Annotated in this window: 23 protein-coding genes; 11 read left to right on the forward strand and 12 right to left on the reverse strand. The window is 66.8% G+C overall.

What is annotated here, in order from left to right; all coding sequences use genetic code 11:
- Positions 1 to 147 precede the first annotated feature (147 nt).
- Positions 148 to 978 (reverse strand): glutamate racemase, encoded by an 831-nt coding sequence (murI, locus tag Q1X76_RS04505; RefSeq protein ID WP_300718333.1) that lies wholly within the window; start codon positions 976 to 978, stop codon positions 148 to 150.
- A 149-nt stretch (positions 979 to 1,127) separates the two neighbouring features.
- A complete protein-coding gene (locus tag Q1X76_RS04510) occupies positions 1,128 to 2,006 on the reverse strand; it encodes a sulfite exporter TauE/SafE family protein (protein WP_300718334.1) in 879 nt (292 codons plus the stop codon).
- A 431-nt stretch (positions 2,007 to 2,437) separates the two neighbouring features.
- Here Q1X76_RS04510 and hisH point away from each other — a divergent pair, with 431 nt between their 5' ends.
- The 3 genes from hisH to Q1X76_RS04525 are packed head-to-tail and all read left to right on the forward strand — an operon-like array spanning position 2,438 to position 4,624.
- On the forward strand, positions 2,438 to 3,076 hold the full coding sequence (hisH, locus tag Q1X76_RS04515) for an imidazole glycerol phosphate synthase subunit HisH (protein WP_300718335.1): 639 nt from the start codon (positions 2,438 to 2,440) through the stop codon (positions 3,074 to 3,076).
- Positions 3,069 to 3,848, forward strand: a complete 780-nt coding sequence (gene hisF / locus Q1X76_RS04520; protein ID WP_300718336.1) for an imidazole glycerol phosphate synthase subunit HisF — start codon at positions 3,069 to 3,071, stop codon at positions 3,846 to 3,848. Before hisH ends, hisF begins: the two co-directional genes overlap by 8 nt.
- A complete protein-coding gene (locus Q1X76_RS04525; protein WP_300718337.1) occupies positions 3,842 to 4,624 on the forward strand; it encodes a PP-loop family protein in 783 nt (260 codons plus the stop codon). The genes hisF and Q1X76_RS04525 overlap by 7 nt, the downstream gene beginning before the upstream one ends.
- Positions 4,625 to 5,133: 509 nt before the next feature.
- Here the strand turns inward: Q1X76_RS04525 and Q1X76_RS04530 are convergent.
- The 10 genes from Q1X76_RS04530 to Q1X76_RS04575 all read right to left on the reverse strand — a co-directional run bounded on the left by Q1X76_RS04530 (position 5,134) and on the right by Q1X76_RS04575 (position 11,720).
- On the reverse strand, positions 5,134 to 5,370 hold the full coding sequence (locus Q1X76_RS04530) for a hypothetical protein (RefSeq protein WP_300718338.1): 237 nt from the start codon (positions 5,368 to 5,370) through the stop codon (positions 5,134 to 5,136).
- A 14-nt stretch (positions 5,371 to 5,384) separates the two neighbouring features.
- The gene (gene mltG / locus Q1X76_RS04535; RefSeq protein ID WP_300718339.1) at positions 5,385 to 6,431 is read right to left on the reverse strand and encodes an endolytic transglycosylase MltG; all 1,047 of its coding nucleotides are present in this window, start codon (positions 6,429 to 6,431) and stop codon (positions 5,385 to 5,387) included.
- Entirely contained in the window at positions 6,428 to 6,865 is a 438-nt protein-coding gene (ruvX, locus tag Q1X76_RS04540; protein ID WP_300718340.1) for a Holliday junction resolvase RuvX, read from the reverse strand. Before ruvX ends, mltG begins: the two co-directional genes overlap by 4 nt.
- Before the next feature lie 5 nt (positions 6,866 to 6,870).
- Positions 6,871 to 7,863 carry a tryptophan--tRNA ligase gene (trpS, locus tag Q1X76_RS04545; RefSeq protein ID WP_300718341.1) on the reverse strand — a complete coding sequence of 331 codons (993 nt, stop codon included), beginning with the start codon at positions 7,861 to 7,863 and terminating at the stop codon, positions 6,871 to 6,873.
- A 28-nt stretch (positions 7,864 to 7,891) separates the two neighbouring features.
- A complete protein-coding gene (locus Q1X76_RS04550) occupies positions 7,892 to 8,554 on the reverse strand; it encodes a site-2 protease family protein (RefSeq protein WP_300718342.1) in 663 nt (220 codons plus the stop codon).
- A gap of 90 nt (positions 8,555 to 8,644) precedes the next feature.
- On the reverse strand, positions 8,645 to 9,046 hold the full coding sequence (locus tag Q1X76_RS04555) for an MmcQ/YjbR family DNA-binding protein (protein WP_300718343.1): 402 nt from the start codon (positions 9,044 to 9,046) through the stop codon (positions 8,645 to 8,647).
- Positions 9,047 to 9,070: 24 nt separating this feature from the next.
- A complete protein-coding gene (locus Q1X76_RS04560) occupies positions 9,071 to 9,322 on the reverse strand; it encodes a hypothetical protein (protein WP_300718344.1) in 252 nt (83 codons plus the stop codon).
- A gap of 286 nt (positions 9,323 to 9,608) precedes the next feature.
- Positions 9,609 to 10,595 (reverse strand): hypothetical protein, encoded by a 987-nt coding sequence (locus Q1X76_RS04565; RefSeq protein WP_300718345.1) that lies wholly within the window; start codon positions 10,593 to 10,595, stop codon positions 9,609 to 9,611.
- Between the two features lie 15 nt (positions 10,596 to 10,610).
- On the reverse strand, positions 10,611 to 11,090 hold the full coding sequence (gene rnhA / locus Q1X76_RS04570) for a ribonuclease HI (RefSeq protein WP_300718346.1): 480 nt from the start codon (positions 11,088 to 11,090) through the stop codon (positions 10,611 to 10,613).
- A gap of 129 nt (positions 11,091 to 11,219) precedes the next feature.
- Complete coding sequence (locus Q1X76_RS04575; protein ID WP_300718347.1) at positions 11,220 to 11,720, reverse strand: YbjN domain-containing protein; 501 nt, start codon at positions 11,718 to 11,720, stop codon at positions 11,220 to 11,222.
- A 411-nt stretch (positions 11,721 to 12,131) separates the two neighbouring features.
- Between Q1X76_RS04575 and Q1X76_RS04580 the strand changes: the two genes are divergently transcribed.
- The 8 genes from Q1X76_RS04580 to rnfG all read left to right on the forward strand — a co-directional run bounded on the left by Q1X76_RS04580 (position 12,132) and on the right by rnfG (position 20,319).
- Positions 12,132 to 12,473: a zinc ribbon domain-containing protein gene (locus tag Q1X76_RS04580; protein WP_300718348.1), complete on the forward strand. Its 342-nt coding sequence runs from the start codon at positions 12,132 to 12,134 to the stop codon at positions 12,471 to 12,473.
- Positions 12,474 to 12,481: 8 nt separating this feature from the next.
- Entirely contained in the window at positions 12,482 to 13,777 is a 1,296-nt protein-coding gene (gene purB, locus Q1X76_RS04585; RefSeq protein ID WP_300718349.1) for an adenylosuccinate lyase, read from the forward strand.
- 21 nt (positions 13,778 to 13,798) lie between these two features.
- Positions 13,799 to 14,359 (forward strand): orotate phosphoribosyltransferase, encoded by a 561-nt coding sequence (pyrE, locus tag Q1X76_RS04590; protein WP_300718366.1) that lies wholly within the window; start codon positions 13,799 to 13,801, stop codon positions 14,357 to 14,359.
- A gap of 673 nt (positions 14,360 to 15,032) precedes the next feature.
- A complete protein-coding gene (locus Q1X76_RS04595; RefSeq protein WP_300718350.1) occupies positions 15,033 to 16,391 on the forward strand; it encodes a sodium:alanine symporter family protein in 1,359 nt (452 codons plus the stop codon).
- 290 nt (positions 16,392 to 16,681) lie between these two features.
- Complete coding sequence (locus Q1X76_RS04600) at positions 16,682 to 17,494, forward strand: cytochrome c3 family protein (protein WP_300718351.1); 813 nt, start codon at positions 16,682 to 16,684, stop codon at positions 17,492 to 17,494.
- 10 nt (positions 17,495 to 17,504) lie between these two features.
- The gene (locus Q1X76_RS04605; RefSeq protein WP_300718352.1) at positions 17,505 to 18,779 is read left to right on the forward strand and encodes an electron transporter RnfC; all 1,275 of its coding nucleotides are present in this window, start codon (positions 17,505 to 17,507) and stop codon (positions 18,777 to 18,779) included.
- Complete coding sequence (locus tag Q1X76_RS04610) at positions 18,779 to 19,738, forward strand: RnfABCDGE type electron transport complex subunit D (protein ID WP_300718353.1); 960 nt, start codon at positions 18,779 to 18,781, stop codon at positions 19,736 to 19,738. Before Q1X76_RS04605 ends, Q1X76_RS04610 begins: the two co-directional genes overlap by 1 nt.
- A gap of 2 nt (positions 19,739 to 19,740) precedes the next feature.
- Positions 19,741 to 20,319 (forward strand): RnfABCDGE type electron transport complex subunit G, encoded by a 579-nt coding sequence (gene rnfG / locus Q1X76_RS04615; RefSeq protein WP_300718354.1) that lies wholly within the window; start codon positions 19,741 to 19,743, stop codon positions 20,317 to 20,319.
- Positions 20,320 to 20,322: the final 3 nt, after the last annotated feature.

Here is a 20,322-nt window from a genome sequence, read left to right on the forward strand (position 1 = left end):
CGTTATGGCCTTGGCCCGTGTCAATGAAAAATGCCCGGATATCAAAGTTTTCCGGGCATGGATCGTCTCTTTTTGCACAAGGGCGGTCCGGGAAGGGCGCGTCGGGCAGGCGGGCGGCCCGTCACGGCGTCCCGTGGCGGCCGCAGCTCAGGATAGGTCCACCAGACTGACCTCGGCGCTCTTGAGGGGATGCCCCAGAAAAAGGCTGCCGGTGCGGATGAAGCGCAGTACGTTGTCCGTGGTCATGAAGCGGCAGGAGACGGGGCCGCCGTCCTGCCGCAGCAGGTCCAGCTCCCGCAGGCGGGCTTCCACCGCCACCGCGGCGGTCTCGGCGGAGTCCACGATGCGCACATCCCCGCCCACCACACGGCGCAGGGTCTCCCGGAAGAGGGGGAAATGCGTGCAGCCCAGCACCAGGGTGTCCGGCCGGTCGGGCCGGTCCGGGGCGAAAAGGTCGCCCAGATAGCGGCCGGCGATGCCTTCGACGATGGGGCCGTCCATCCAGCCCTCCTCGGCCAGGGGCACGAAGAGGGTGCAGGCCCGGCCTTGGACGCGGGCCTCGGGGCAGAGGGAGGCGATGGCCTGCTGGTAGGCGCCGCCGGCGATGGTGGCCTCGGTGGCGATGACCACGATGCGCTTGTTGCGGCTGGCGGCCACGGCGGCCTCGGCCCCGGGGCGGACCACACCGAGCACGGGCAGGGGCGCGAAATGCTCGCGCAGCTCCGGCAGGGCGGCGGAGGTGGCGGTATTGCAGGCCACCACCAGCATCTTGACGCCCTCGTCCACCAGTCGGCCCGCGGCCTTGAGGGTGTAGCGGATGATGGTGTCGCGGCTCTTGGTGCCGTAGGGCAGGCGGGCGGTGTCGCCCAGATAGAGCAGGTTCTCTCCGGGCAGGCGGCCGGAGATGGCTTTGAGCACGGTCAGGCCGCCCATGCCGGAATCAAAGATGCCGATGGGCAGGGAAGCTGGGGGATTCATGGTCTTCCTCTGGGTGGGGGGCAGGCTGGGGTCCCCCGGGCTGGTGCGTTGGCAAAGGCAGGAGGGGGCCACAGTCCCTCCCGCGGGCATGGCGGGCCGGGAGAGCGCCCCGGCCGGAGCCCGCGCCGGCCCCTGACGGCGGCTGGCGCCTAGAGAGCTTGGCCCAGATAGCGCAGTGCTGTAAAGAGCAAAATGAGCGCCAGTCCCCACTTGATGCGGCGGGCGGGCACGAAGCGCTGGCAGCGGGCCCCCAGATAGCTGCCCGCCAGCCCGCCCAGACCCAGCAGCAGGCCCAGCACGGGATCGGCGCCGATGCCGTCCAGGGAGGTGAACAGGCCCAGGAAGCCGTAGCCCAGCACACCGGCCAGGGAAGCCATGAAGGTGCCCAGCAGCAGGGCCCCGGCGATGGCATGCACGGGCAGGCCGAAGATGCTGACCAGGAAGGGGGAGAGGATGGCGCCGCCGCCGATGCCGTAGATGCCGCCGGCCAGACCGATGCCCAGGCTCAGGGCCGCCAGGCGCGGGCAGCTGATGTCGTAGCGCTGTTCGCCGAAGCTGAAGACCAGACGGGAGCGGTCCCAGCGGCTGACCAGGACCCTGCCCATATGGCCGCCCTTGCGGGCGGGGGCGGAGGGCGCGCGCAGGTCGCGCAGCATGCGCCAGAAGATCCAGAGCAGCAGGCAGCCGGCAAAGACCTTGAAGCGGATGGGGTCCGGCAGCCAGTAGACGCGCACCAGCGAGCCCAGCACGATGCCGGGCAGGGTGCCCACGGCCACGGTCAGGGCCAGGGGCCAGAGCAGGCGGCCTTCGCGGGCGTAGCGCAGGATGCCGCCGGGGCAGGCCAGCACGTTGAAAAGATGGTTGGTGGCGCTGACGCCGGGGCTTGTGTAGCCCAGGAAGCTCATCTGGAAGGGCAGGAGCAGGAAGGCGCCGGACAGGCCGCCCATGGACGTGACGAAGGAGATGCCCATGGCCGCCAGCACGGGCAGCAGGGGGTGACATTCGATACCGGAAACGGGGAAGTACATGGACCACCTCCGTGGGTTGTGCGACGGGGTGAAACCACAGTAAACCGATATGGATATGTTTGTCACGTTTTATTTTTTTGCTAATATGCAGGGAATGTTAATGAAAAAATAAAATAAACGTGATTTTACGGCTAATTTGAATCACGTTCTCACAAAAAATAGTGATGAATTTGGCCTGGGAGCGGCCTGAAGCCGCAGATGGCCCGGGCCGGCCCCGTTCACGCTGCCCGCAGCGTTTTTCCTGCGGCGGGATGGTCGGTGCCCGGGTGCCCGGTCATGCATCGGCGCTGCCGGAACAGGGGGCGGATGACAGCCGGGGCCCAACCGGGGCCATGCCGGGAGCGGACGGGCGGCGCGGGCCCGCATTGCCTGCGCCGGGCGAAAGGCGTATATTCATATCTTCCCGTCACCGTGCAGCAAAGGATCCTTTCATGCTCGCCATTCTCGAATACAAAGCAGGCAACCAGACCAGCGTGCGCCGCGCGCTGGAGCATCTGGGCATCCCCTGCCATATCACAGCCGACCCTGCGGAACTGGAACAGGCCCAGGGCATCATCTTCCCCGGCGTGGGCGCCGCCGGGCAGGCCATGGAGGCCCTGGCCTCCGCCGGTCTGGACAGCGCCCTGCGCCGCGCCGTGGACCAGGGCCAGCCCCTGCTGGGCATCTGCCTGGGCTGCCAGATCCTGCTGGAATACAGCGAGGAGAACGACATGCGCACCCTGGGTATCGTGCCCGGCCGCTGCGTGCGCTTCCCCGACCACATGAAGGAAGAGGACGGCAGCCCCGCGCCGGTGCCGCACATGGGCTGGAACAGCCTGGAGATCGTGCGCCCGGGCCGCCTGCTGCGTGGCCTCGAAGCCGGTGCGGAATTCTACTTCGTGCACAGTTACTATGTGGAGCCCGCGCCCGAGCTGGTCATGGCCACCACGGTCTACGGCCGGGAATTCTGCTCCGTCTACGGCCGCGACGGCCTCTGGGCCGTGCAGTGCCATCTGGAAAAGAGCGGCCGCCCCGGCCTGACCGTCCTGCGCAATTTCTACGAGTACTGCAACGAGGTGCGCCATGCTTAGCAAACGAGTCATCCCCTGCCTGGATGTGCGTGCGGGCCGTCTGACCAAGGGCATCAAGTTCCAGGGCAACGTGGATATCGGCGACCCCGTGGAGAGCGCCCGCCGCTACTATGAGGAAGGCGCGGACGAGATCGTCTTCTACGACATCACGGCCTCGGCCGAGGAACGCGGCATCTTCCTGGATGTGGTGGAGCGCGTGGCCTCGCAGATCTTCATCCCCTTCAGCGTGGGCGGCGGCATCTCCTCCGTGGCCGACATGCGCGCCGTACTCAATGCCGGAGCCGAAAAGGTCTCGGTCAATTCCGCGGCCGTGCGCAATCCCGATCTGGTGGCCGACGGCGCGGCGGCCTTCGGCTCGCAGGCCATCGTGGTGGGCATGGACGTGCTGCGCGTGCCCGTGAGCGAGGGCATCCCCTCCGGCTACGAGATCGTCATCCAGGGCGGCCGCCGGCGCATGGGCATCGACGCCATCGAATGGGCGCGCACCTGCCAGCAGCTGGGCGCGGGCGAGCTCTGCGTCAATTCCATCGACGCCGACGGCACCCGCGACGGCTACGAGCTGACCCTGACCCGGGCCATCGTGGACGCCGTGAGCATCCCGGTCATCGCCTCCGGCGGCGCGGGCGCGCCCGAACACATGTACGACGCCGTGAGCAGGGGCGGCGCCTCGGCGGCGCTCATCGCCTCCATCGTCCATTACGGGCAGTACAGCATCCGTCAGTGCAAGGAAGTCATGGCCGCGAAGGGCGCCAAGGTCCGTCTGACGTGGTAGGTCCCGAGGCCCGCTGGCAGGCCCTGCTGCCCGCGTTGCGGGGCTGGCCGCTGGCCGTGGCCTTTTCCGGCGGGCTGGACAGCCGTTTCCTCTGTTTCGCCCTGCGGCGCGCGGGCTGCGACGTGCTGGCCCTGCACGCCGCGGGGCCGCATGTGCCGCAGGGCGAGAGCGTGGCGGCGCGCCGCTGGGCCCGGACGCAGGGGCTGCCCCTGCTGGAAGTGCGGCACGATCCCCTTTCCCTGCCCGAAGTGGCGGCGAACAGCCGCGAGCGCTGCCATGCCTGCAAACGGGCCCTCATGCGCCGTCTGCGCGAAGCCCTGGCCGTTGCGGGCGGCTGCCGCATCCTCTGCGACGGCAGCAATGCCGACGATCTGATCGCCTTCCGGCCCGGACAGCGCGCCGTGCGCGAGGCGGGGGTGCTCTCGCCCCTGGCCCTGGCCGGGCTCAATAAACAGGATCTGCGCCGCCTGGGCGCGGCCTGGGGCCTGGACGACCCGCAACAGGCCGCCCGGCCCTGCCTGCTGACCCGGCTGGCCTACGGCATGCATCCTGAACCGGCCCTGCTGGCCCGTCTGGCCGCTGCCGAAGCCGACCTGGCCGCCTTGCCCGGCTTGGGGGATTTCCGTCTGCGCCTGACGCCGGCGCCGCTCCTGCAGGCCGCCACCCTGCCCGCCGCCCTGTTGCCGCGGCTGCGGCAGGTGCTGGAGGCCCACGGCTTCGGCGGGGCCGGGATGGTGGAAGGGGCGGTCAGCGGCTTTTTTGACCGCCGGGGGTGATGTTTTTTTGAGGGGGGATCCCTTCATCATTGCTGTCGATGCCCGTAATGTTCCTGCGTCGCCAACGGGCACGGCCTGCGGCCGCCATCCGGTCGCTGCTGGCGCGAGAGGCGGTCCCCCCCTCAAACGCCCCCTCCCCGGCGCGCTTTGATGAAAGGGGAGGTTTTTGGGTGGGGGGCGGCATTTTCCCCGGAAAAATACGAAACGCGCCCGCGAGACAGCATTCTCGCGGGCGCGTCCTTTTTACAGGGGCCATGTCCCATGGGCTGGGGCTTGCTTCCAACGGGAGAAAGCACTTGTGGCGGGTTTGGGCAGGGGATGCTCCGGTTTGGCATGCGCGACATGCAGAGAGCACGTCCCTAGGCTGCCGCCCGGGACTGCCCAGTTCCGGGCCTGTCGCAGAGGGGACGCCTTGGGGGGAGGATGGGGGGCTCAGGGGAGAGGAAGCTCTTTTGGGCGTTCGGCAAAAAGGGAGCCTTCCCGCAAGCGGCCTTTTCCTGACGGGGCCCTTACCGTACCCGCAGGGCCTCGGCGATGATGGCCGCGTCCTGTTCGGGCCGGGCCTTGACGTTGAGCTCGGCGTTGCCGCCGTGGCAGGAGAAGCCCTCGGGGCCGTGTTCCACCACACCGGCGGAGATGACCTGCCCGTAGGGGAGCTGGTCGCGCATGTCGGCATGGTCCACGCGGCGGGGAAAGATAAAGGGCACGGGCTGGCCGGAAAAATCTTCCATGATCAAATACTTCATGACGTGCCTTCCTGTTATGGCTGGCGCTGGGCGCGGCGGTTCCTGAGATACTGGCGCACGGCGCGGTTGTGGTCGTTGAGGTTGGTGGAAAAGGCGTGGCGGCCGCCGTCGGTGATGGCCACGAAGTAGAGGAACTTGTGTTCCTCGGGGGCGATGGCCGCGGCCAGGGCGCTGGCGCCGAAGGAACAGATGGGGCCGGGCGGCAGTCCGGGACGCTGGTAGGTGTTGTAGATGTTGCCGGCGTCGTCCAGATGCGTGCGGCGCAGATTGCCGTCAAAGCCGGGACCCAGGCCGTAGATGACCGTGGGATCGGCCTGGAGCAGCATGTTGATGCGCAGGCGGTTGGCGTAGACGCCGGCCACGCGCGGCCGCTCGTCGGCAAAGGCGGTCTCCTTCTCCACGATGGAGGCCAGGATGACCAGGCGGCGCAGCTCGGCGCGGGACGGCCGTTTGCCGCCGGGCCAGAGGGCGTCGCCCTTGCGCCAGAAATTGTCCACCATGCGGCCCGCCACGCTGCGGGCCTGGGCCCTGTCGGGCGTATCGGCCTTCTTGAGCAGATAGGTGTCGGGCATGAGGAAGCCTTCGGCCGTCTCGAAGGGGATGCCGTAGTGGCGCAGGAAGTCCGGGTCCGTGATGACGGCGCGGAAGTCCTCGAAGCGCACCAGCCCGGCCTCCTCCAGCAGCTTGCCGGTCTGCCACCAGGTCAGGCCCTCGGGCACGGTGACGCGGAAGAGCACCGGCCGGCCGTTGACCAGGGTATCCAGCACCTGTTCGGGCAGCCAGCCCGTGTTGAGGGCGAAGCGCCCGGCCTGCAGGCGGCTGTCCCACTGCTTGTAGCGGGCCAGGAGCAGGAACTTGCGCGCGTCGGTGATGATCCCGCGCTCCTGCAGGCGGTCGGCCACGCGGCGCACGCTGGCGCCGGGCTCCACGTCGAAGAAGGCCTCCTGCCCGGGTGTGGCCGGGGGCGTCTTGAGGAAGGTCCAGGCCTCGTATCCCAGCCAGCCGGCGGCGGCCGCCGCCAGCAGGAAGAGGACAGCCAGGATGCGCAGTGCGGTCTTCATGCCGGTCTCCGCTGGTCGGGGCTGAGGGAAAGGAAGGACTCCAGGATGCGCACCGCGGCCTGCTGGTCCAGCACGGCCTTGCAGCGGCGGCCCGTGCGGCCGGCCTCGCGCAGTTCGCGTTCGGCGGCCTCGGAACTGAGCAGCTCGGACATGAAATAAAAGGGCAGGGGCACGCGGCGCTTGAGGCGTTCGGTGACGTTGCGCACCTGCCGCGTGGTCATGCTTTCGCCGCCGTCGGCGAGCAGGGGCAGGCCCATGACCACGGCGTCGGGGCGCTCCTCAAGGATCCGCCCGGCCAGCGCCGCCAGGAACTCCTTGCGGTTGGCGTAGTCGGCCAGGCGGATGGTGGTCAGCGGATAGGCCATGATGCCTTCCGGGTCCGTGGCGGCCAGGCCCGTGCGGGCCAGGCCGTAGTCGATGCCGACCCACTTCAAGGCGCTTACAGCCCCATCCTGGCGCGCACTTCGGCCAGCGTGACGGAGGCGAAGGCGCGGGCGCGTTCGTTGCCGGCGGCCAGGATCTCGGCCACGGCGCCGGGCCGGGCGGCCAGGGCGGCGCGGCGTTCCTGCAGGGGCGCCAGGAAGGCTTCCAGATTCTTGAGGAAGCGCTTCTTGCATTCCACGCAGCCGATGCCGGCGGCCGTACAGCCGCTGCGGATCTCGGCCTGTTCCTCGGGGCTGGCCAGCAGCACATGGTAGGGGAAGAGGTTGCAGACGTCCGGGTTGCCGGGGTCGCTCTTGCGCAGGCGGGCCGGGTCGGTGAACATGCCGCGCACCTTGGGTTCGATGTCGGCCATGGTGTCGCGCAGGAAGATGCCGTTGTTGTAGCTCTTGGACATCTTGCGGCCGTCAAGGCCGGGGCACTTGGCCGCCGGGGTGAGCATGGCCTGCGGTTCGGGGAAGAAATCGCCGCCGTAGAGGTAGTTGAAGCGGCGGGCGATCTCGCGGGTCAGCTCCATGTGGGGCAGCTGGTCCTCCCCTACGGGCACGCCGTGGGGCCGGTACATGAGGATGTCCGCGGCCATGAGCACGGGGTAGCAGAGGAAGCCCGCGTTGCCCAGGTCCTTGTTGGTGATCTGCTGCTGCTGTTCCTTGTAGGTGGGGTTGCGTTCCAGCCAGGAAACAGGCGTGATCATGGAGAGCAGCAGGCTCAGTTCGGCATGTTCCTTGACGGAGCTCTGGCGGAAGATGACGCACTTTTCGGGGTCCAGACCGGCGGCCACCCAGTCCTTGACCATTTCTTCCACGTTGGTGGCGATGTTGGAGGGATCGGCGTAATCGCTGGTCAGGGCGTGCCAGTCGGCCACGAAGAAGTAGGCTTCCTCGCTGTTCTGGAGCTCAACCCAGTTCTTGAGGACGCCGAAATAGTGACCCAGATGGAGCGGCCCGGTGGGACGCATGCCCGAAACCGTACGCGGACGAACAGTGCTCATTGCAAGATTCCTTTAGAAGTTCCGTTACTTACTTGATACCGACAAGCGAGAGCAGCAGGTCGCTGCCGCCGCCGATGAGAGGTCCGAGTATCCTGCCCAGCAGGCCCGTGGCCAGCAGGAGGATGAGGATGATGAAGCCGTAGCGCCCGGCGTCCATATAGGCCCAGGCGGCGCGCGGCGGCAGGAAATAGGCCACGATCTTGCTGCCGTCCAGCGGCGGGATGGGCAGCAGGTTGATCCAGGCCAGACAGAGGTTGATGTTGACCCCGGCCACCAGCACCAGCAGGAAGTAGCGCGTGGTGTCCGATATCTCGTGCCCGGGCAGCAGGGCCACCACGCCCCCCAGGATCAGGGCGAAGAGCACGGCCAGCGCGAAGTTGGCCACAGGGCCGGCCAGGGCCACCCACATCATGTCGCGCGCCGGGTCGCGCAGGTTGCGCACATTGACCGGCACGGGCTTGGCCCAGCCGAAGATGAAGCCCGTGCCCAGGCTGGTGAGCAGGAAGACCGCCGCGCCCAGCGGATCGAAGTGCGAAACGGGATTGAGCGTCAGGCGGCCCAGGAAACGGGCGGTCTGGTCGCCCCTGCGGGAGGCCATCCAGCCGTGGGCCACTTCGTGCAGGATGATGCCGAGCAGGGTGGGGATCAGGTAGACAGCGAAACGCTGCGCGTTGAATGCAAAATCGAACATCTGCCGCAAGTACCATGCAATGGGCCAAATGTCGATATGAGGGACGGGGCGGAGGGCTGCGCTTTCCCGGCCTCGTCCCATCCCGGATGCTCATTGCGCGCGGGACGTCCCGTCGCGGCGGGGCCGGGCGCTCCTGCTCCTGGTCAGGGCGTGGCTTTCGTCGATGAGCCGGTAAAGGGCCTCGTGCGTGATGCCTCCGTCCAGGATGACGGAGATCCAGTTCTTTTTGTTCATGTGGTAGGCGGGCAGGATGCCCGGCGTGCCGTCGATGAGCAGGTCCAGCACGCAGTCGGAGCGCAGGTTGATGATCTCCGCCTGTCCGTCCCCGTCCAGGCCCAGCCTGCTCCTGGGCACGTCCAGGATCAGGCCGTACCACTTCCGTCCCCGGCGATGGCGCAGCACCGCATAGCGGGGATACTGCGGCCAGGGATAGTCCGGCTCCGTGCAAAAGGCGGTCTTCACATGGGCAAAGATCTCTTCGCGGCTGATCATGTTCCCTCCCCGTCAGGGACGGGTCTAGCCCACGCTGGCCACCTTGCGCACCAACAGTTCGTCATTGGGCCAGATCTGGCGGTCCGGGGTGAGCAGTTCGCCGTCGCGGGCCACCAGGGCGCATTCCTCGGCCAGACCCAGGGCCGTCAGCAGCTGGCGGGAGGTCTTGGGCCGGGGGATGGAGAGCCAGTGGTCTTCGGGCTGCAGGCGCACGGTGACGCGCGCGCCGCTGTATTCGGGTTTGACGCAGTGGATCTGGCGGGGAGTCTCGTTCATGCTCGTTTCCTCATGTTTGGCCGGGCAGTGCGGCTGCCGGGGCTTCGGGGATAGCGGGGCGTTCGCCGTCAGGCATCCCCGCCCGGCGGACAGGGGCCGGCCTGCGGTCCCGGATGGCGTCCGTGCGGGCACGACCGCCCTGCCTGCGGACAGGCCGTACGTTGCCCGTACACGCCCCGTCCCCGTCTGTCCCCCTGATGACGGTTTGGGACAGGGGAGGGGCGCGCGAGGGGGAGAAGGAGGACCGTTGCCCCAAAGTTTTCCCCGCCCTCCCGGCTGTTCCTTACTAAAATGCGGCCCACCAGTACAGCAGGGTGACCACGGCCATGCTGGCGGCGCGCAGGCCCTGGTTGGCCAGGATCAGGCGCAGGGCCAGGGCCGGCCGGTAGAAACCGGCGTAGGCGGGCAGCTGGTGGCGGATGGCGCGCATGGGCGTGGACAGGATGTTGCCCACCATCAGGGCCAGCACCACGTCGCGGGGCTCAAGGCCGCCGGTCTGCAGCACGCTGCCCGCCGCGCCCAGGGCCGCGCCCAGCTCGGCGGCCAGGTGCAGGACGATGATGCCCACGGCCTGCGGCTTGAGGAAGGCCAGCCATCCCATATGGGCGGCCAGCCAGCTTTCGGCGGCGGCGAACAGGCCGTAGCGCTGCAACAGATACATGATGATGTAGACGGGCACCGTGAAGCAGACCAGCTTGGGCACCCGGCGGCGAAAGCGTTTCCAGGCCTTGCGGGCGGCGGCGCGCCAGCCGGTCTCCGTGTCCGTGGCGGCGGCGCAGGCCGCGCAGCCGGGCGGCGGCGGGGGCAGCAGGCGGCGGGAGACGACGATGGTCAGGCCGGTGCGGCCCACGGCGGCCAGCAGGGTCAGGCCCACATAGACCACGGCGGGCCAGCCCAGCACGGGCCAGGTGAGCAGGAAGATGGTGGGCGTATGCACCAGATAGGCCGGGAAGCTGTTGAAGAGGTTGGCCAGCATGAGTTCCCGGCCGTCGAGCTCGCCGTTCCGGTGGCTCTCGGAGAGCAGGCCGTTGGCGGCCGCCGGGGAGACGAAGGCCAGGGAGAAGGCCGCGCCCGCCACTTCGCGCAGGTGGGCGGCCCGGGCCAGGGGCGTGGCCAGGCGGGCCAGGTGGCGGGTCCAGCGCAGGGCTTCCAGCAGGTTGGCCAGCAGCAGGCCCGCGCACAGGCCCAGCAGCAGGCGCAGCAGGGGCCAGAGCAGGCCGTGCCGGAGCTGGGCCAGGGAAGACAGGAGATCAGGGGACAGGATGTCGCTCATGGGCGGGGCGCGGGATCATGCCTGGGCGGCCGTGAAGCCCGTGTCCTCGGGCAGGTCGGGACCGGCGGCGAAGGCGCGGGCCAGTTCGTCGCAGCGTTCGTTTTCGCGGTGTCCGGCATGGCCGCGCAGCCAGTGGAAGCTGACCTGATGGGTGCGCAGCAGGGGCAGGAGCTGCTGCCAGAGGTCCACGTTGAGCACGGGCTTCCTGTCGCTCTTGACCCAGTTGCGCTTCTGCCAGCCGGCCAGCCAGCCTTTTTCCACCGCGTCGCAGACGTATTTGGAATCGGTGTAGAGGTCCACCCGGCAGGCTTCGCGCAGGGCGGAGAGGGCCGCGATGACGCCGCCCAGTTCCATGCGGTTGTTGGTGGTCAGGCGCGCGCCGCCCACCAGTTCGCGGCGGGCCGTGCTGCCCGCCAGGCAAAGGATGGCGGCCCAGCCGCCCCGGCCGGGATTGCCCAGGCAGGAGCCGTCGGTATAGATGATGACATGTTTCATGACCGCGCAGTGTAGGCAAGAAGCGGGCCGCTGGCAACGGGGCCCGGAGGCCCCGTGCGCGGAAGGGCATGACGCCGGGACCGGCGCGCCGGAGACGCCTGACACGGCAGGCCCCGGCAGGGAAGGGCCTCACTTCTCGAGGTTCTGCTTGAGGGTGGCCGTGAGCAGCCGTGCCAGTTCGAAGAACTCGAAGATGTTTTTCTTGCTGACGCCGCCGCACAGGGTATGGTCGAGTTCCATATTGATGACCCTGGTGCCGTCGTCGAGCGTTTGCACATAATGCCGTGCGTAACGGTATTCCGTGTTCCACAGATTGACGTGATCCAGGGGGACATCGCTTTCGAAGCGTACGAAATACTGGAGCGAGTCGCGCTCGTCATTGAGCAGGAACAGGGCATTGATGCCGTCCAGGCGGATCTTCACGACATCGTCCACGGGTTCGGCCCGGCACGAGCTGTCCCACTGCTTGAGCAGGTCGCACAATTGCGGCACGGTCAGGCTGCTGTAAAGCGGCGCGGAGACCTGCCGTGGAGGGGACGGCTTTTTTGAGGCCAGGATATCATCCGCCTGTGCCGGAAAGGCGGCACACAGCAGCAAGGAGAAGACGGCAAGGACGAGCAGTTTTTTCATGTTTCCTCCGCGGTATCCGTGTGCCTGCAGGCACCTGTCCACGATACAGGGCCGGGACGATCCCGGCAAGGCGGGGCTCCTGCCGTGCGGACGGGCCTGTCCGTCGTATCGTTCTCCATGCTGGACTTTGAAAAACCTTTGGGCTATGCTTTTCTACCAAAATTCAATGGGGGCATTCCCCCCGTGGAGGAAACCATGGCTCACAAGAAGATCGAGCGTAAGAAGGAACTGGACCGCCGCCGTCATCGTCGCGCTGAACGTCTGAAGCAGCGCGTGCGCGAAGCCAAGGCCGCCAAGGCCTAGTCCCCGCGGACAGTCCATGCCGGTTCCCTGCGGGGAGCCGCGAATTTCAGCTAACGGCCGATGGCCCCGGGCAAAGGGGCTGTCGTGGCCGTTCTTGGCGTTATTGCTATGCCCATTTACGAATACAAGTGTCCCAACTGTCAGAAAGTCTTTGAAGAATGGACCCATGTGACCGACATGCACGCCCAGGAGCCCTGTCCCGAGTGCGGCACGTCCTCGCCGCGGGTCATGTCGCACACGTCCTTCGTGCTCAAGGGCGGCGGCTGGTATGTCAGCGATTACGGCTACCGCAAGGGCATCAAGGACGAGAACAGCACGTCCGCCCCTTCCTCTCCCGCCTCCGCGCCGGCGAAGGCCTCCCCGTCCGGCGGCGATGCCGGCAGCTCTTCCGGTAGCACGTCAGGCGGCACGGGCTCTTCCGCCGCTTCTTCGTCGACCCCTTCCGCGTGAGGTAGTTTATGATCGACCGCTACACCCGGCCCGCCATGGGCCGCATCTGGACCCTGGAGAACCGCTACCGCGCCTGGCTGGCGGTGGAGGTGGCCGTGTGCGAGGCCTGGGCCGAACTGGGACGCATCCCCGCCGAGGCCGTGAAGACCATCCGCGAGAAAGCCGACATCGACGTGGAACGCATCCTCGAGATCGAGCAGACCACCCGTCATGACGTCATCGCCTTCCTGACCTCCCTGGAAGAGAAGGTGGGCCCCGACGCCCGCTACATCCATCTGGGCTGCACCTCCTCCGACATCGTGGACACCGCCAACGGCTATCTGTTCGTGCAGGCCGGCAAGCTCATCGTGGAAGACATCGAGAAGGTGCTGGCCTCCCTCGAGGCCCTGGCCCGCAAGCACAAGGGCGTGCTCTGCATGGGCCGCACCCACGGCATCCACGCCGAGCCCACCAGCTTCGGCCTCAAGATGACCGGCTTCCATGCCGAGTTCCAGCGCCATCTGGAGCGCGTCAAGGCCGGTATCGAGAGCGTGCGCGTGGGCAAGATCTCCGGCGCCGTGGGCACCTACGCCTTCCTTTCGCCCGAGCTGGAGGAAAAGGCCCTGGCCCGTCTGGGCCTGGCCGTGGACCCGCATTCCACCCAGATCGTGCAGCGCGACCGCTACGCCCATTTCTTCACCTCCCTGGCCATCCTGGCCGGCGGCATCGAGCGCCTGTGCGTGGAACTGCGCCACCTGCAGCGCACCGAGGTGCTGGAAGTGGAAGAAGGCTTCGCCAAGGGCCAGAAGGGCTCCTCGGCCATGCCGCACAAGAAGAACCCCATCTCGGCCGAGAACATGGCCGGCCTTTCCCGCCTGATCCGCAGCAACGCCGTGGCCGCCATGGAGAACCAGGCCCTCTGGCACGAGCGCGACATCAGCCACTCCTCCGTGGAGCGCGTCATCATGCCCGACTCCACCATCCTGGCCGACTATGTGCTCAACCGCCTTTGCCGCCTGCTGGACGGTCTGGTGGTCAAGCCCGAGCGCATGAAGGAAAACATGGAACGCTCCTACGGCCTGTACTTCTCCCAGCGCGTGCTGACGGCCCTCATCGCCACCGGCCTGCCGCGCCAGAAGGCCTATGAGGCCGTGCAGCGTCTGGCCATGCAGAGCTGGGAGACCCGCAAGCCCTTCCCCGAACTGGTGAAGTCCGATGCCGACATGCATGAGCGCCTGGGCGACGCCCGGCTGGCCGAACTTTTCGATCCCACCTACTATCTCAAATACGAAGACGTCATCTACAAGCGCGTCTTCGGCAACTAGGAGGCTCCCGTGCAGCAGTCCATTCTGGAGATCAAGCGTCGTCTTGCCCGCCTGCTGGTGGAAAAGTCCTACCGCGAAGGCGACTTCGTCCTGGCTTCCGGCCGCCGTAGCGACTATTACTTCGATTGCCGCGTGACCGCCCTCCATGCCGAAGGCTCCTGGCTCATCGGCACCCTGTTCAACGACCTGCTCAAGGACGTGCCCGTGGTGGGCGTGGGCGGCATGACCATGGGCGCGGACCCGCTGGTATCGGCCACCACCGCCATCTCGCACGAAGCGGGCCGCCCGCTCAACGGCCTGCTGGTGCGCAAGGAGGCCAAGGACCACGGCACCGGCCAGTTCGTGGAAGGTCTGGGCAATTTCAAGCCCGGCGACAAGGTGGCCATGCTGGAAGACGTGGTGACCACCGGCGGTTCCCTGCTCAAGGCCTGCGACCGCGTGCGCGCCGCCGGTCTGGAGATCGTGGCCGTCTGCTGCATCCTGGACCGCGAGGAAGGCGGCCGCGAGAAGCTGCAGGAAGCCGGTTACGAACTGCACTCCCTCTTCACCCGCAAGGAACTGGTGGAAATGGCCAAAGCCTAGTCCGGCGGCCTGACAGCGCGACCGGCCTGCTCCCGGCACGGCCGGATGAAGGTTGTCCCGTCAGCAGACGTCGCGGGGGACCGTGAATGACAAAAGGCAGCTTTCGGGCTGCCTTTTTTGCTGCCGGTCTCCGGCCGCAGGCCCGTGGGCCAGGGAAAAAAGGGAAGGGAAACAGGGGACAAGAGAAAAATTTTCAAAAATTTTGCAAAAAATTTGTCCGGCTTCATTGCAAAATGTGACAGCCGAAAGCCGCCGGAAAAGTGCGGCCGTGGAGCCGTCATGCTACTGCAAAATAAAAAAACTGTACGCATATGGACTTGTGTGCCGGATATGTCTTTGACGCAATAACACAAAAAAATAAAGTATCATTTTTTTCATCTACAGTTTTATCATGTTCTTTTGTGAGGCTTGTTCATTATTTCTTAAACAATGCGAAAAAATTTTGGCTGTTTGTGTAAACAGTCATAGCGGAACTATGTGCATTACATAACAAAGTGCGCATTTTTCCGTACAAAACCGGCATGAAGCAGAGTCCGCCCCTTTGCAGCGACGCACAAAGCGTGCTAATGTGTGATTGCGCCATTCGCTGTGGTGCGGACATTCCATCCGGCGGGAGCCTGCCGGTGGAAGACAGCAACGAGAGGACAGGGGCGAGCCCCGGGAGGATGTGGCTGTGGAGCAGCTTTACAAGCTTTTGGAAACCTTTAACGGCTTTTTGTGGTGCCCGGTCATGCTGATCCTGCTGGTGGGCACGGGCGTCTATCTGAACATTGCTCTGCGCTGCTTCTCTTTCCGTAACTGGATACGGGCCTACAAGTGTCTGTGGCAGGGGCGCTCCCACCAGTCCGAACAGGGCGAGATCTCGCCCTGGAACGCCCTCATGACCGCCCTGGCCGCCGATATCGGCACCGGCAACGTGGTGGGCGTGGCCCTGGCCATCGCCATCGGCGGCCCCGGCGCCCTGTTCTGGATGTGGGTCACGGCCCTGGTGGGCATGATGACCAAGTTCAGCGAAGTCCTGCTCTCCGTGCATTTCCGTGAAAAGACCCCCGCCGGCAACTGGGTGGGCGGGGCCATGTACTTCATCAAGAACGGCCTGGGACCCAAGTGGGTCTGGCTGGGCACCTGCTTCGCCGTGTTCGGCATCTGCGCCTGCATCGGCACGGGCGGCATGGTGCAGGCCAAGGCCATCACGGACAACATCTCCGGCACCTTCGGCCTGCCCGCCTGGTTCTGCGGCCTGCTGCTGGTGGCCCTGTGCGTGGCCGTGCTGCTGGGCGGCGTGCGGCGCATCGGCGCCGTGGCCGGCAAGATCGTGCCCTTCATGGCCATCATGTACGTCTTCATGTGCCTGCTCATCATCGGCATGAACATCGAAAAGGTGCCCTCCGTCTTCTGGTGGGTCATCTCCGACGCCTTCCAGCCCACGGCGGCCACGGGAGGTTTCGTGGGCGCCACGGTGATGATGGCCATCCGCCAGGGCATGGCCCGCGGCATCTTCTCCAATGAAGCCGGCCTGGGCACCGCGCCCATGGCCCATGCGGCCTCCACGGCCGAGACCCCGCTGGTGCAGGCCTCCATCGGCATGCTCGACGTCTTCATCGATACCATCATCGTCTGCAGCATGACGGGCTTCGTCATCCTGGTGACGGGCACCTGGACGGCCGGTTCCGCCTCCGCGGGCATGATGACCTCCATGGCCTTCGAGCAGGCCCTGCCCGGCGTGGGCCAGTTCGCGGTGACGGTCTGCCTGAGCTTCTTCGCCTTCACCACCATCCTCGGCTGGTGCGTGTACGGCGAGCGCTGCGCCATCTACCTCTTCGGCGACCGCGCCCAGATGATCTTCCGCGTGGTCTACTGCCTGGCGGTGGGCGTGGGCTCCGTGCTGGCCCTGGACGCCGTGTGGCTGCTGGCCGATACCTGCAACGCCCTGATGGCGCTGCCCAACCTGACCGGCGTCCTGCTGCTGAGCCCCGTGCTGTTCAAGATCGTGCGGGAAGAGGTGGCCAAGGACGACCGTTTCGTCGTGTAGGCATCAACAAGCATCAAGGGGCGCGCCCCGGCGCGCCCTCTGATATGATCGTGACATAGCCTGAGGCAGGCAGCCCGGGGCCGGTGTTCCCCGCTGCGGGGGACCTCCCGCCGCCTGCCCGAAAGCGGCTTTTCCCGTGGGGGGAGGGCCCGCCGCGAAGAAGGCTGCGGAGTTCGCAAGGGCGCAGCGGGATGGAAACGTCCCTGCCGGGGCCCGAACGGCGCCATGCTCCTGCCGGGCAGGACGCCGGAGCTCCCATCCCGTTCACCTTTTGGAAGAGGGGCAAGGCATTGCAAAAACGTTATCTTTCCATCGCCATCCTGACGGTCGTCCTGGCCGTGGCGGGGATCGTCGGCTATCTGCTGCCGTCGGGCCCGGTCGCGGGGGACAAGGAACCTGCCACGCGCCGCATCCTGTTCGACAACGCAGGCGGTCCCGTGGTCTTCGACCATCAGAAGCACAGCCAGCTGCTCAAGGAAGATTGCGCCACCTGCCATCACGAGAGCCTGCAGAAGACGCCGGACAAGGCCCTGGCCTGTGCCAGCTGTCATGGCGTGGCTCTGGACGATGCCTTCAAGGCAGGGCACGCCAAGAGCTATCCCCAGGAAAGCTGCGTCACCTGTCATCACTACACGCTGGCGGCCAGGCAGTGGGGCCACAGGCAGCATGCCGAGGACTTCGGCGTGGACTGCACCTCCTGCCACCACGCGGACACGGGCATCGAGCCCGAACCGCAGAACTGCGCCAACTGCCATGACGCCGGCGCCCGCCCCGCCTGGAAGGCCGCGGAGCCCGGCACGCCGCCCGTCCTGGCCGATGCCGTGCACGCGCGCTGCGCCACCTGCCACCAGGACATGTTCGGCAAGGCCAAGGGCTGCGCCAACTGTCATGAACTGAAGCCCACCCGCAAGGACGCCGAAGCGGTGAAGGGCAAGGTCGATCCCCTGTACGCTGATTGCACGGTCTGCCATGTGCAGAAGAGCGCGGACAAGCTGATCCCCGGTCGCATGGACGCCTTCCACGGCCAGTGCATGGGATGCCATGAAAAGCTCGGCAAGGGCCCCTTCGGCAAGGACAAGTGCGCCCAGTGCCATACCAAGTAGCGAGGCGGGTATGAAAGAAGTATTCCAGATGTTGCAGGACCCGCGTTTCCACCTGGTGTACGGGGTGACGCAACGCTACAGCGACGGCCCGGAACCGCGCCGCGTGCGCCTCAACCGCGAGGGCTACAAGCTCGTCGAGGGCGTGACCAAGAAGGCGCTGGTCTATCCGCGCATGCGCCTGGCGGTGCATCCCTCGCCGCTCAAGGGGGACGCCTTTTCGCCCATTTTCGGCCGCATCACCGACGTCACCGAGCGCAGCCTGTTCGTGGAGGCCATCGAGCCCGACGAGGCCCTGCGCGCCCAGGCCGACAGCGTGGAGAAGGTGGACCTGCTCAATGACGAACGCACGGGCCAGGAACTGGCCGTGCTGCTCAAGAGCCTGGGCCTGAACACCAAATCCCTGGGCCAGCAGTGCGAGACCCTGATCATCAACGGCCTGAACCCCGACCCCGGGGTCACCTGGGCCGAACCCATGCTCCTGACCCATCAGAGCACGCTGCGCGCCGGTCTGGCCGTGCTGCGCCGCCTGACCCCGGCCAAGCGCATCCTGCTGGCCGTGCCGCGCGAGCTGCACCTGCACTTCGACGACGTGGAAGTGGTGCGGGTGACGGCCCGCTACCCCGCCAGCGTCAACGCCCTGCTGGTCAAGACCGTGACCGGCAAGGAAAATCCCGAGGGCGTGGGCATCGTGGGCCTGCACAATGTCTGGAGCCTGGGGCGCGTGGCGCGCACGGGGCTGCCCCTCATCGAGTCGGTCATCACCCTGGGCAGCTACACCCACTCCGGCAACTACATCGTCAAGGAAGGCAGCATGCTGGGCGAGCTGCTGGAATTCGCCCACATCAAGCTCAACAGCGGCGACACCCTGGTGCGCGGCGGCCCGCTGCGCGGCGAGAGCATCGACCGTCTGGACCGCAGCATCACCAAGGGCGCCACGGGCGTCTTCGTGGTGGAGGCGGGCACCGTGCCGCCCATGGAAGGCCACAGCCCCTGCATCAACTGCGGGGCCTGCGTGCTCATCTGCCCCGCGCGCCTGAGCCCCAGCATGCTGAGCCGCAACGCGGAATTCGCCCTGCACGAGCGCTGCCGCGACGAACATGTGGACTGCTGTCTGGAATGCGGCCTGTGCGGCTATGTCTGCATCGCCCGCCGTCCGGTGCTGCAATACATCCGTCTGGCCAAGCACAAGCTGGCCCAGGCCGATGAGGCCCGCCGTCTGAAAGAACGCGAGCTGCGTCCCGTAGGCGCGCAGTCCGCCGACGAAGCCAAGGAAGGAGAAAACTGATGCCCGCTGCCGCTCAATCTTCCGTCTTGCTGGCCATGAGCGCCCCGCCGTACTGGCACTGCGGGCGCACCGTGCGCCGCCAGAGCCTGATGACCCTCGTGGCCCTGCTGCCCGCCGTCATCGGGGCCGTCTGGACCTGGGGACTGCCCGCCGTGCGCGTCATGTCCCTGTGCGTGGCCGTGGCCGTGCTCACCGAGGCCGCCTGCCAGAAACTCATGGGCCGCGAGCTGTCCATCGACGACTACACCGCCGTGTGTTCCGGCCTGCTGCTGGCCTTCCTGCTGCCGGCCGACGCGCCCTGGTGGATCGCCGTCATGGCGCCGCTGGTGGCCATCAGCCTGGGCAAGATGGCTTTCGGCGGCCTGGGCGCCAACCCGGTCAATACCAGCCTGGTGGGCTGGGCCGTGCTCTTCGTCTCTTTCCCGCTGTTCATGGAACCCAACGCCGTGCAGCTCAACGCCGCCAATCTGGTGGATCCGCTGGTGCGGCTCAAGTTCTTCGGCTGGGCCGATGCCGACCACATCCCCCTGCAGAACCTCTTGCTGGGCCAGCAGATCAGCGGCCTGGGCGCCGGTCAGGTGGGCGCGCTCTTCGTGGGCGGTTCCCTGCTGGCGGCCCGCGGCTTCATCCGCTGGCAGCCGGCCCTGGGCTTCTTCGCCGGCGTGGCCGGTCTGGCGGCCGTCTTCTACATGAGCAGCCCCACCACCGACGCCTCGCCCCTGTTCCACCTCTGCACGGGCTCGGTCATGCTGGGCGGTTTCTTCCTCATCACCGATCCGGCCAACGCGCCCTCGCGTCCCCTGCCCATGTTCCTCTACGGTCTGCTGGGCGGCGCGCTGGTCATGGCCATCCGCAAGTACGGCATCTACCTTGACGGGGTGCCCTTTGCCATCCTGCTGGCCAATCTGGTGGCCCCGCTGCTGGATACCATCCGGCCCAAACCCTTTGGAGTGCGCTAGCCATGGCCGATATTCTGCGAATGATCGTCGTTCTGTCAGCCCTGTGCGGACTTTCGGGCTTCGCCCTTTCCTACCTCAAGATGGTCACCGCGCCCGTCATCGAGGAACAGGTGCTGACCTATGTGCAGGGACCGGCCATCGCCGGGGTGTTCACTGGTATCGACAACCAGCCCATTGCCGACCGCAAAGCCTTTGAGACGGACAAGGGGCGCGTGCTGGTCTTCCCCGCCATGCGCGGCGGGCAGCTGGTGGGCGTGGCCCTGGAAGCCAAGGGCAAGGGCTACGGCGGCGACGTGGGCGTGATGGTGGGCTTCAATGTGGCCAACGACACGCTGGCCGGCATCGGCACCACCACCCTCAAGGAAACGCCCGGTCTGGGCATGCGCATCGCGGAACCCGGCTTCACCGGACAGTTCAGGGGCATCGCCGCGCCTGTGGGCCTCAAGAGCCAGGGCGGCAGCATCGACGGCATCTCCGGCGCCACCATCTCCTCCACGGGGGCGGTGACGGCCGTGAACTCGGCCGCGCAGACCTACACGGCCCTCAAGCCGGAAATCCTCAAGACCTGGGGCAGCAAATAAGGA

Source organism: uncultured Desulfovibrio sp., from assembly GCF_949282365.1.
Classification (GTDB): Bacteria; Desulfobacterota; Desulfovibrionia; order Desulfovibrionales; family Desulfovibrionaceae; genus Desulfovibrio.

Bases quoted from the DNA above. Each gene is read 5' to 3' on its own strand.
- murI (WP_300718333.1), bottom strand. From the start codon at position 978: ATGAATCCCCCAGCTTCCCTGCCCATCGGCATCTTTGATTCCGGCATG.
- Q1X76_RS04510 (WP_300718334.1), bottom strand. From the start codon at position 2,006: ATGTACTTCCCCGTTTCCGGTATCGAATGTCACCCCCTGCTGCCCGTG.
- hisH (WP_300718335.1), top strand. From the start codon at position 2,438: ATGCTCGCCATTCTCGAATACAAAGCAGGCAACCAGACCAGCGTGCGC.
- hisF (WP_300718336.1), top strand. From the start codon at position 3,069: ATGCTTAGCAAACGAGTCATCCCCTGCCTGGATGTGCGTGCGGGCCGT.
- Q1X76_RS04530 (WP_300718338.1), bottom strand. From the start codon at position 5,370: ATGAAGTATTTGATCATGGAAGATTTTTCCGGCCAGCCCGTGCCCTTT.
- mltG (WP_300718339.1), bottom strand. From the start codon at position 6,431: ATGAAGACCGCACTGCGCATCCTGGCTGTCCTCTTCCTGCTGGCGGCG.
- trpS (WP_300718341.1), bottom strand. From the start codon at position 7,863: ATGAGCACTGTTCGTCCGCGTACGGTTTCGGGCATGCGTCCCACCGGG.
- Q1X76_RS04550 (WP_300718342.1), bottom strand. From the start codon at position 8,554: ATGTTCGATTTTGCATTCAACGCGCAGCGTTTCGCTGTCTACCTGATC.
- Q1X76_RS04555 (WP_300718343.1), bottom strand. From the start codon at position 9,046: ATGATCAGCCGCGAAGAGATCTTTGCCCATGTGAAGACCGCCTTTTGC.
- Q1X76_RS04560 (WP_300718344.1), bottom strand. From the start codon at position 9,322: ATGAACGAGACTCCCCGCCAGATCCACTGCGTCAAACCCGAATACAGC.
- Q1X76_RS04565 (WP_300718345.1), bottom strand. From the start codon at position 10,595: ATGAGCGACATCCTGTCCCCTGATCTCCTGTCTTCCCTGGCCCAGCTC.
- rnhA (WP_300718346.1), bottom strand. From the start codon at position 11,090: ATGAAACATGTCATCATCTATACCGACGGCTCCTGCCTGGGCAATCCC.
- Q1X76_RS04575 (WP_300718347.1), bottom strand. From the start codon at position 11,720: ATGAAAAAACTGCTCGTCCTTGCCGTCTTCTCCTTGCTGCTGTGTGCC.
- Q1X76_RS04580 (WP_300718348.1), top strand. From the start codon at position 12,132: ATGCCCATTTACGAATACAAGTGTCCCAACTGTCAGAAAGTCTTTGAA.
- purB (WP_300718349.1), top strand. From the start codon at position 12,482: ATGATCGACCGCTACACCCGGCCCGCCATGGGCCGCATCTGGACCCTG.
- Q1X76_RS04605 (WP_300718352.1), top strand. From the start codon at position 17,505: ATGAAAGAAGTATTCCAGATGTTGCAGGACCCGCGTTTCCACCTGGTG.
- Q1X76_RS04610 (WP_300718353.1), top strand. From the start codon at position 18,779: ATGCCCGCTGCCGCTCAATCTTCCGTCTTGCTGGCCATGAGCGCCCCG.
- rnfG (WP_300718354.1), top strand. From the start codon at position 19,741: ATGGCCGATATTCTGCGAATGATCGTCGTTCTGTCAGCCCTGTGCGGA.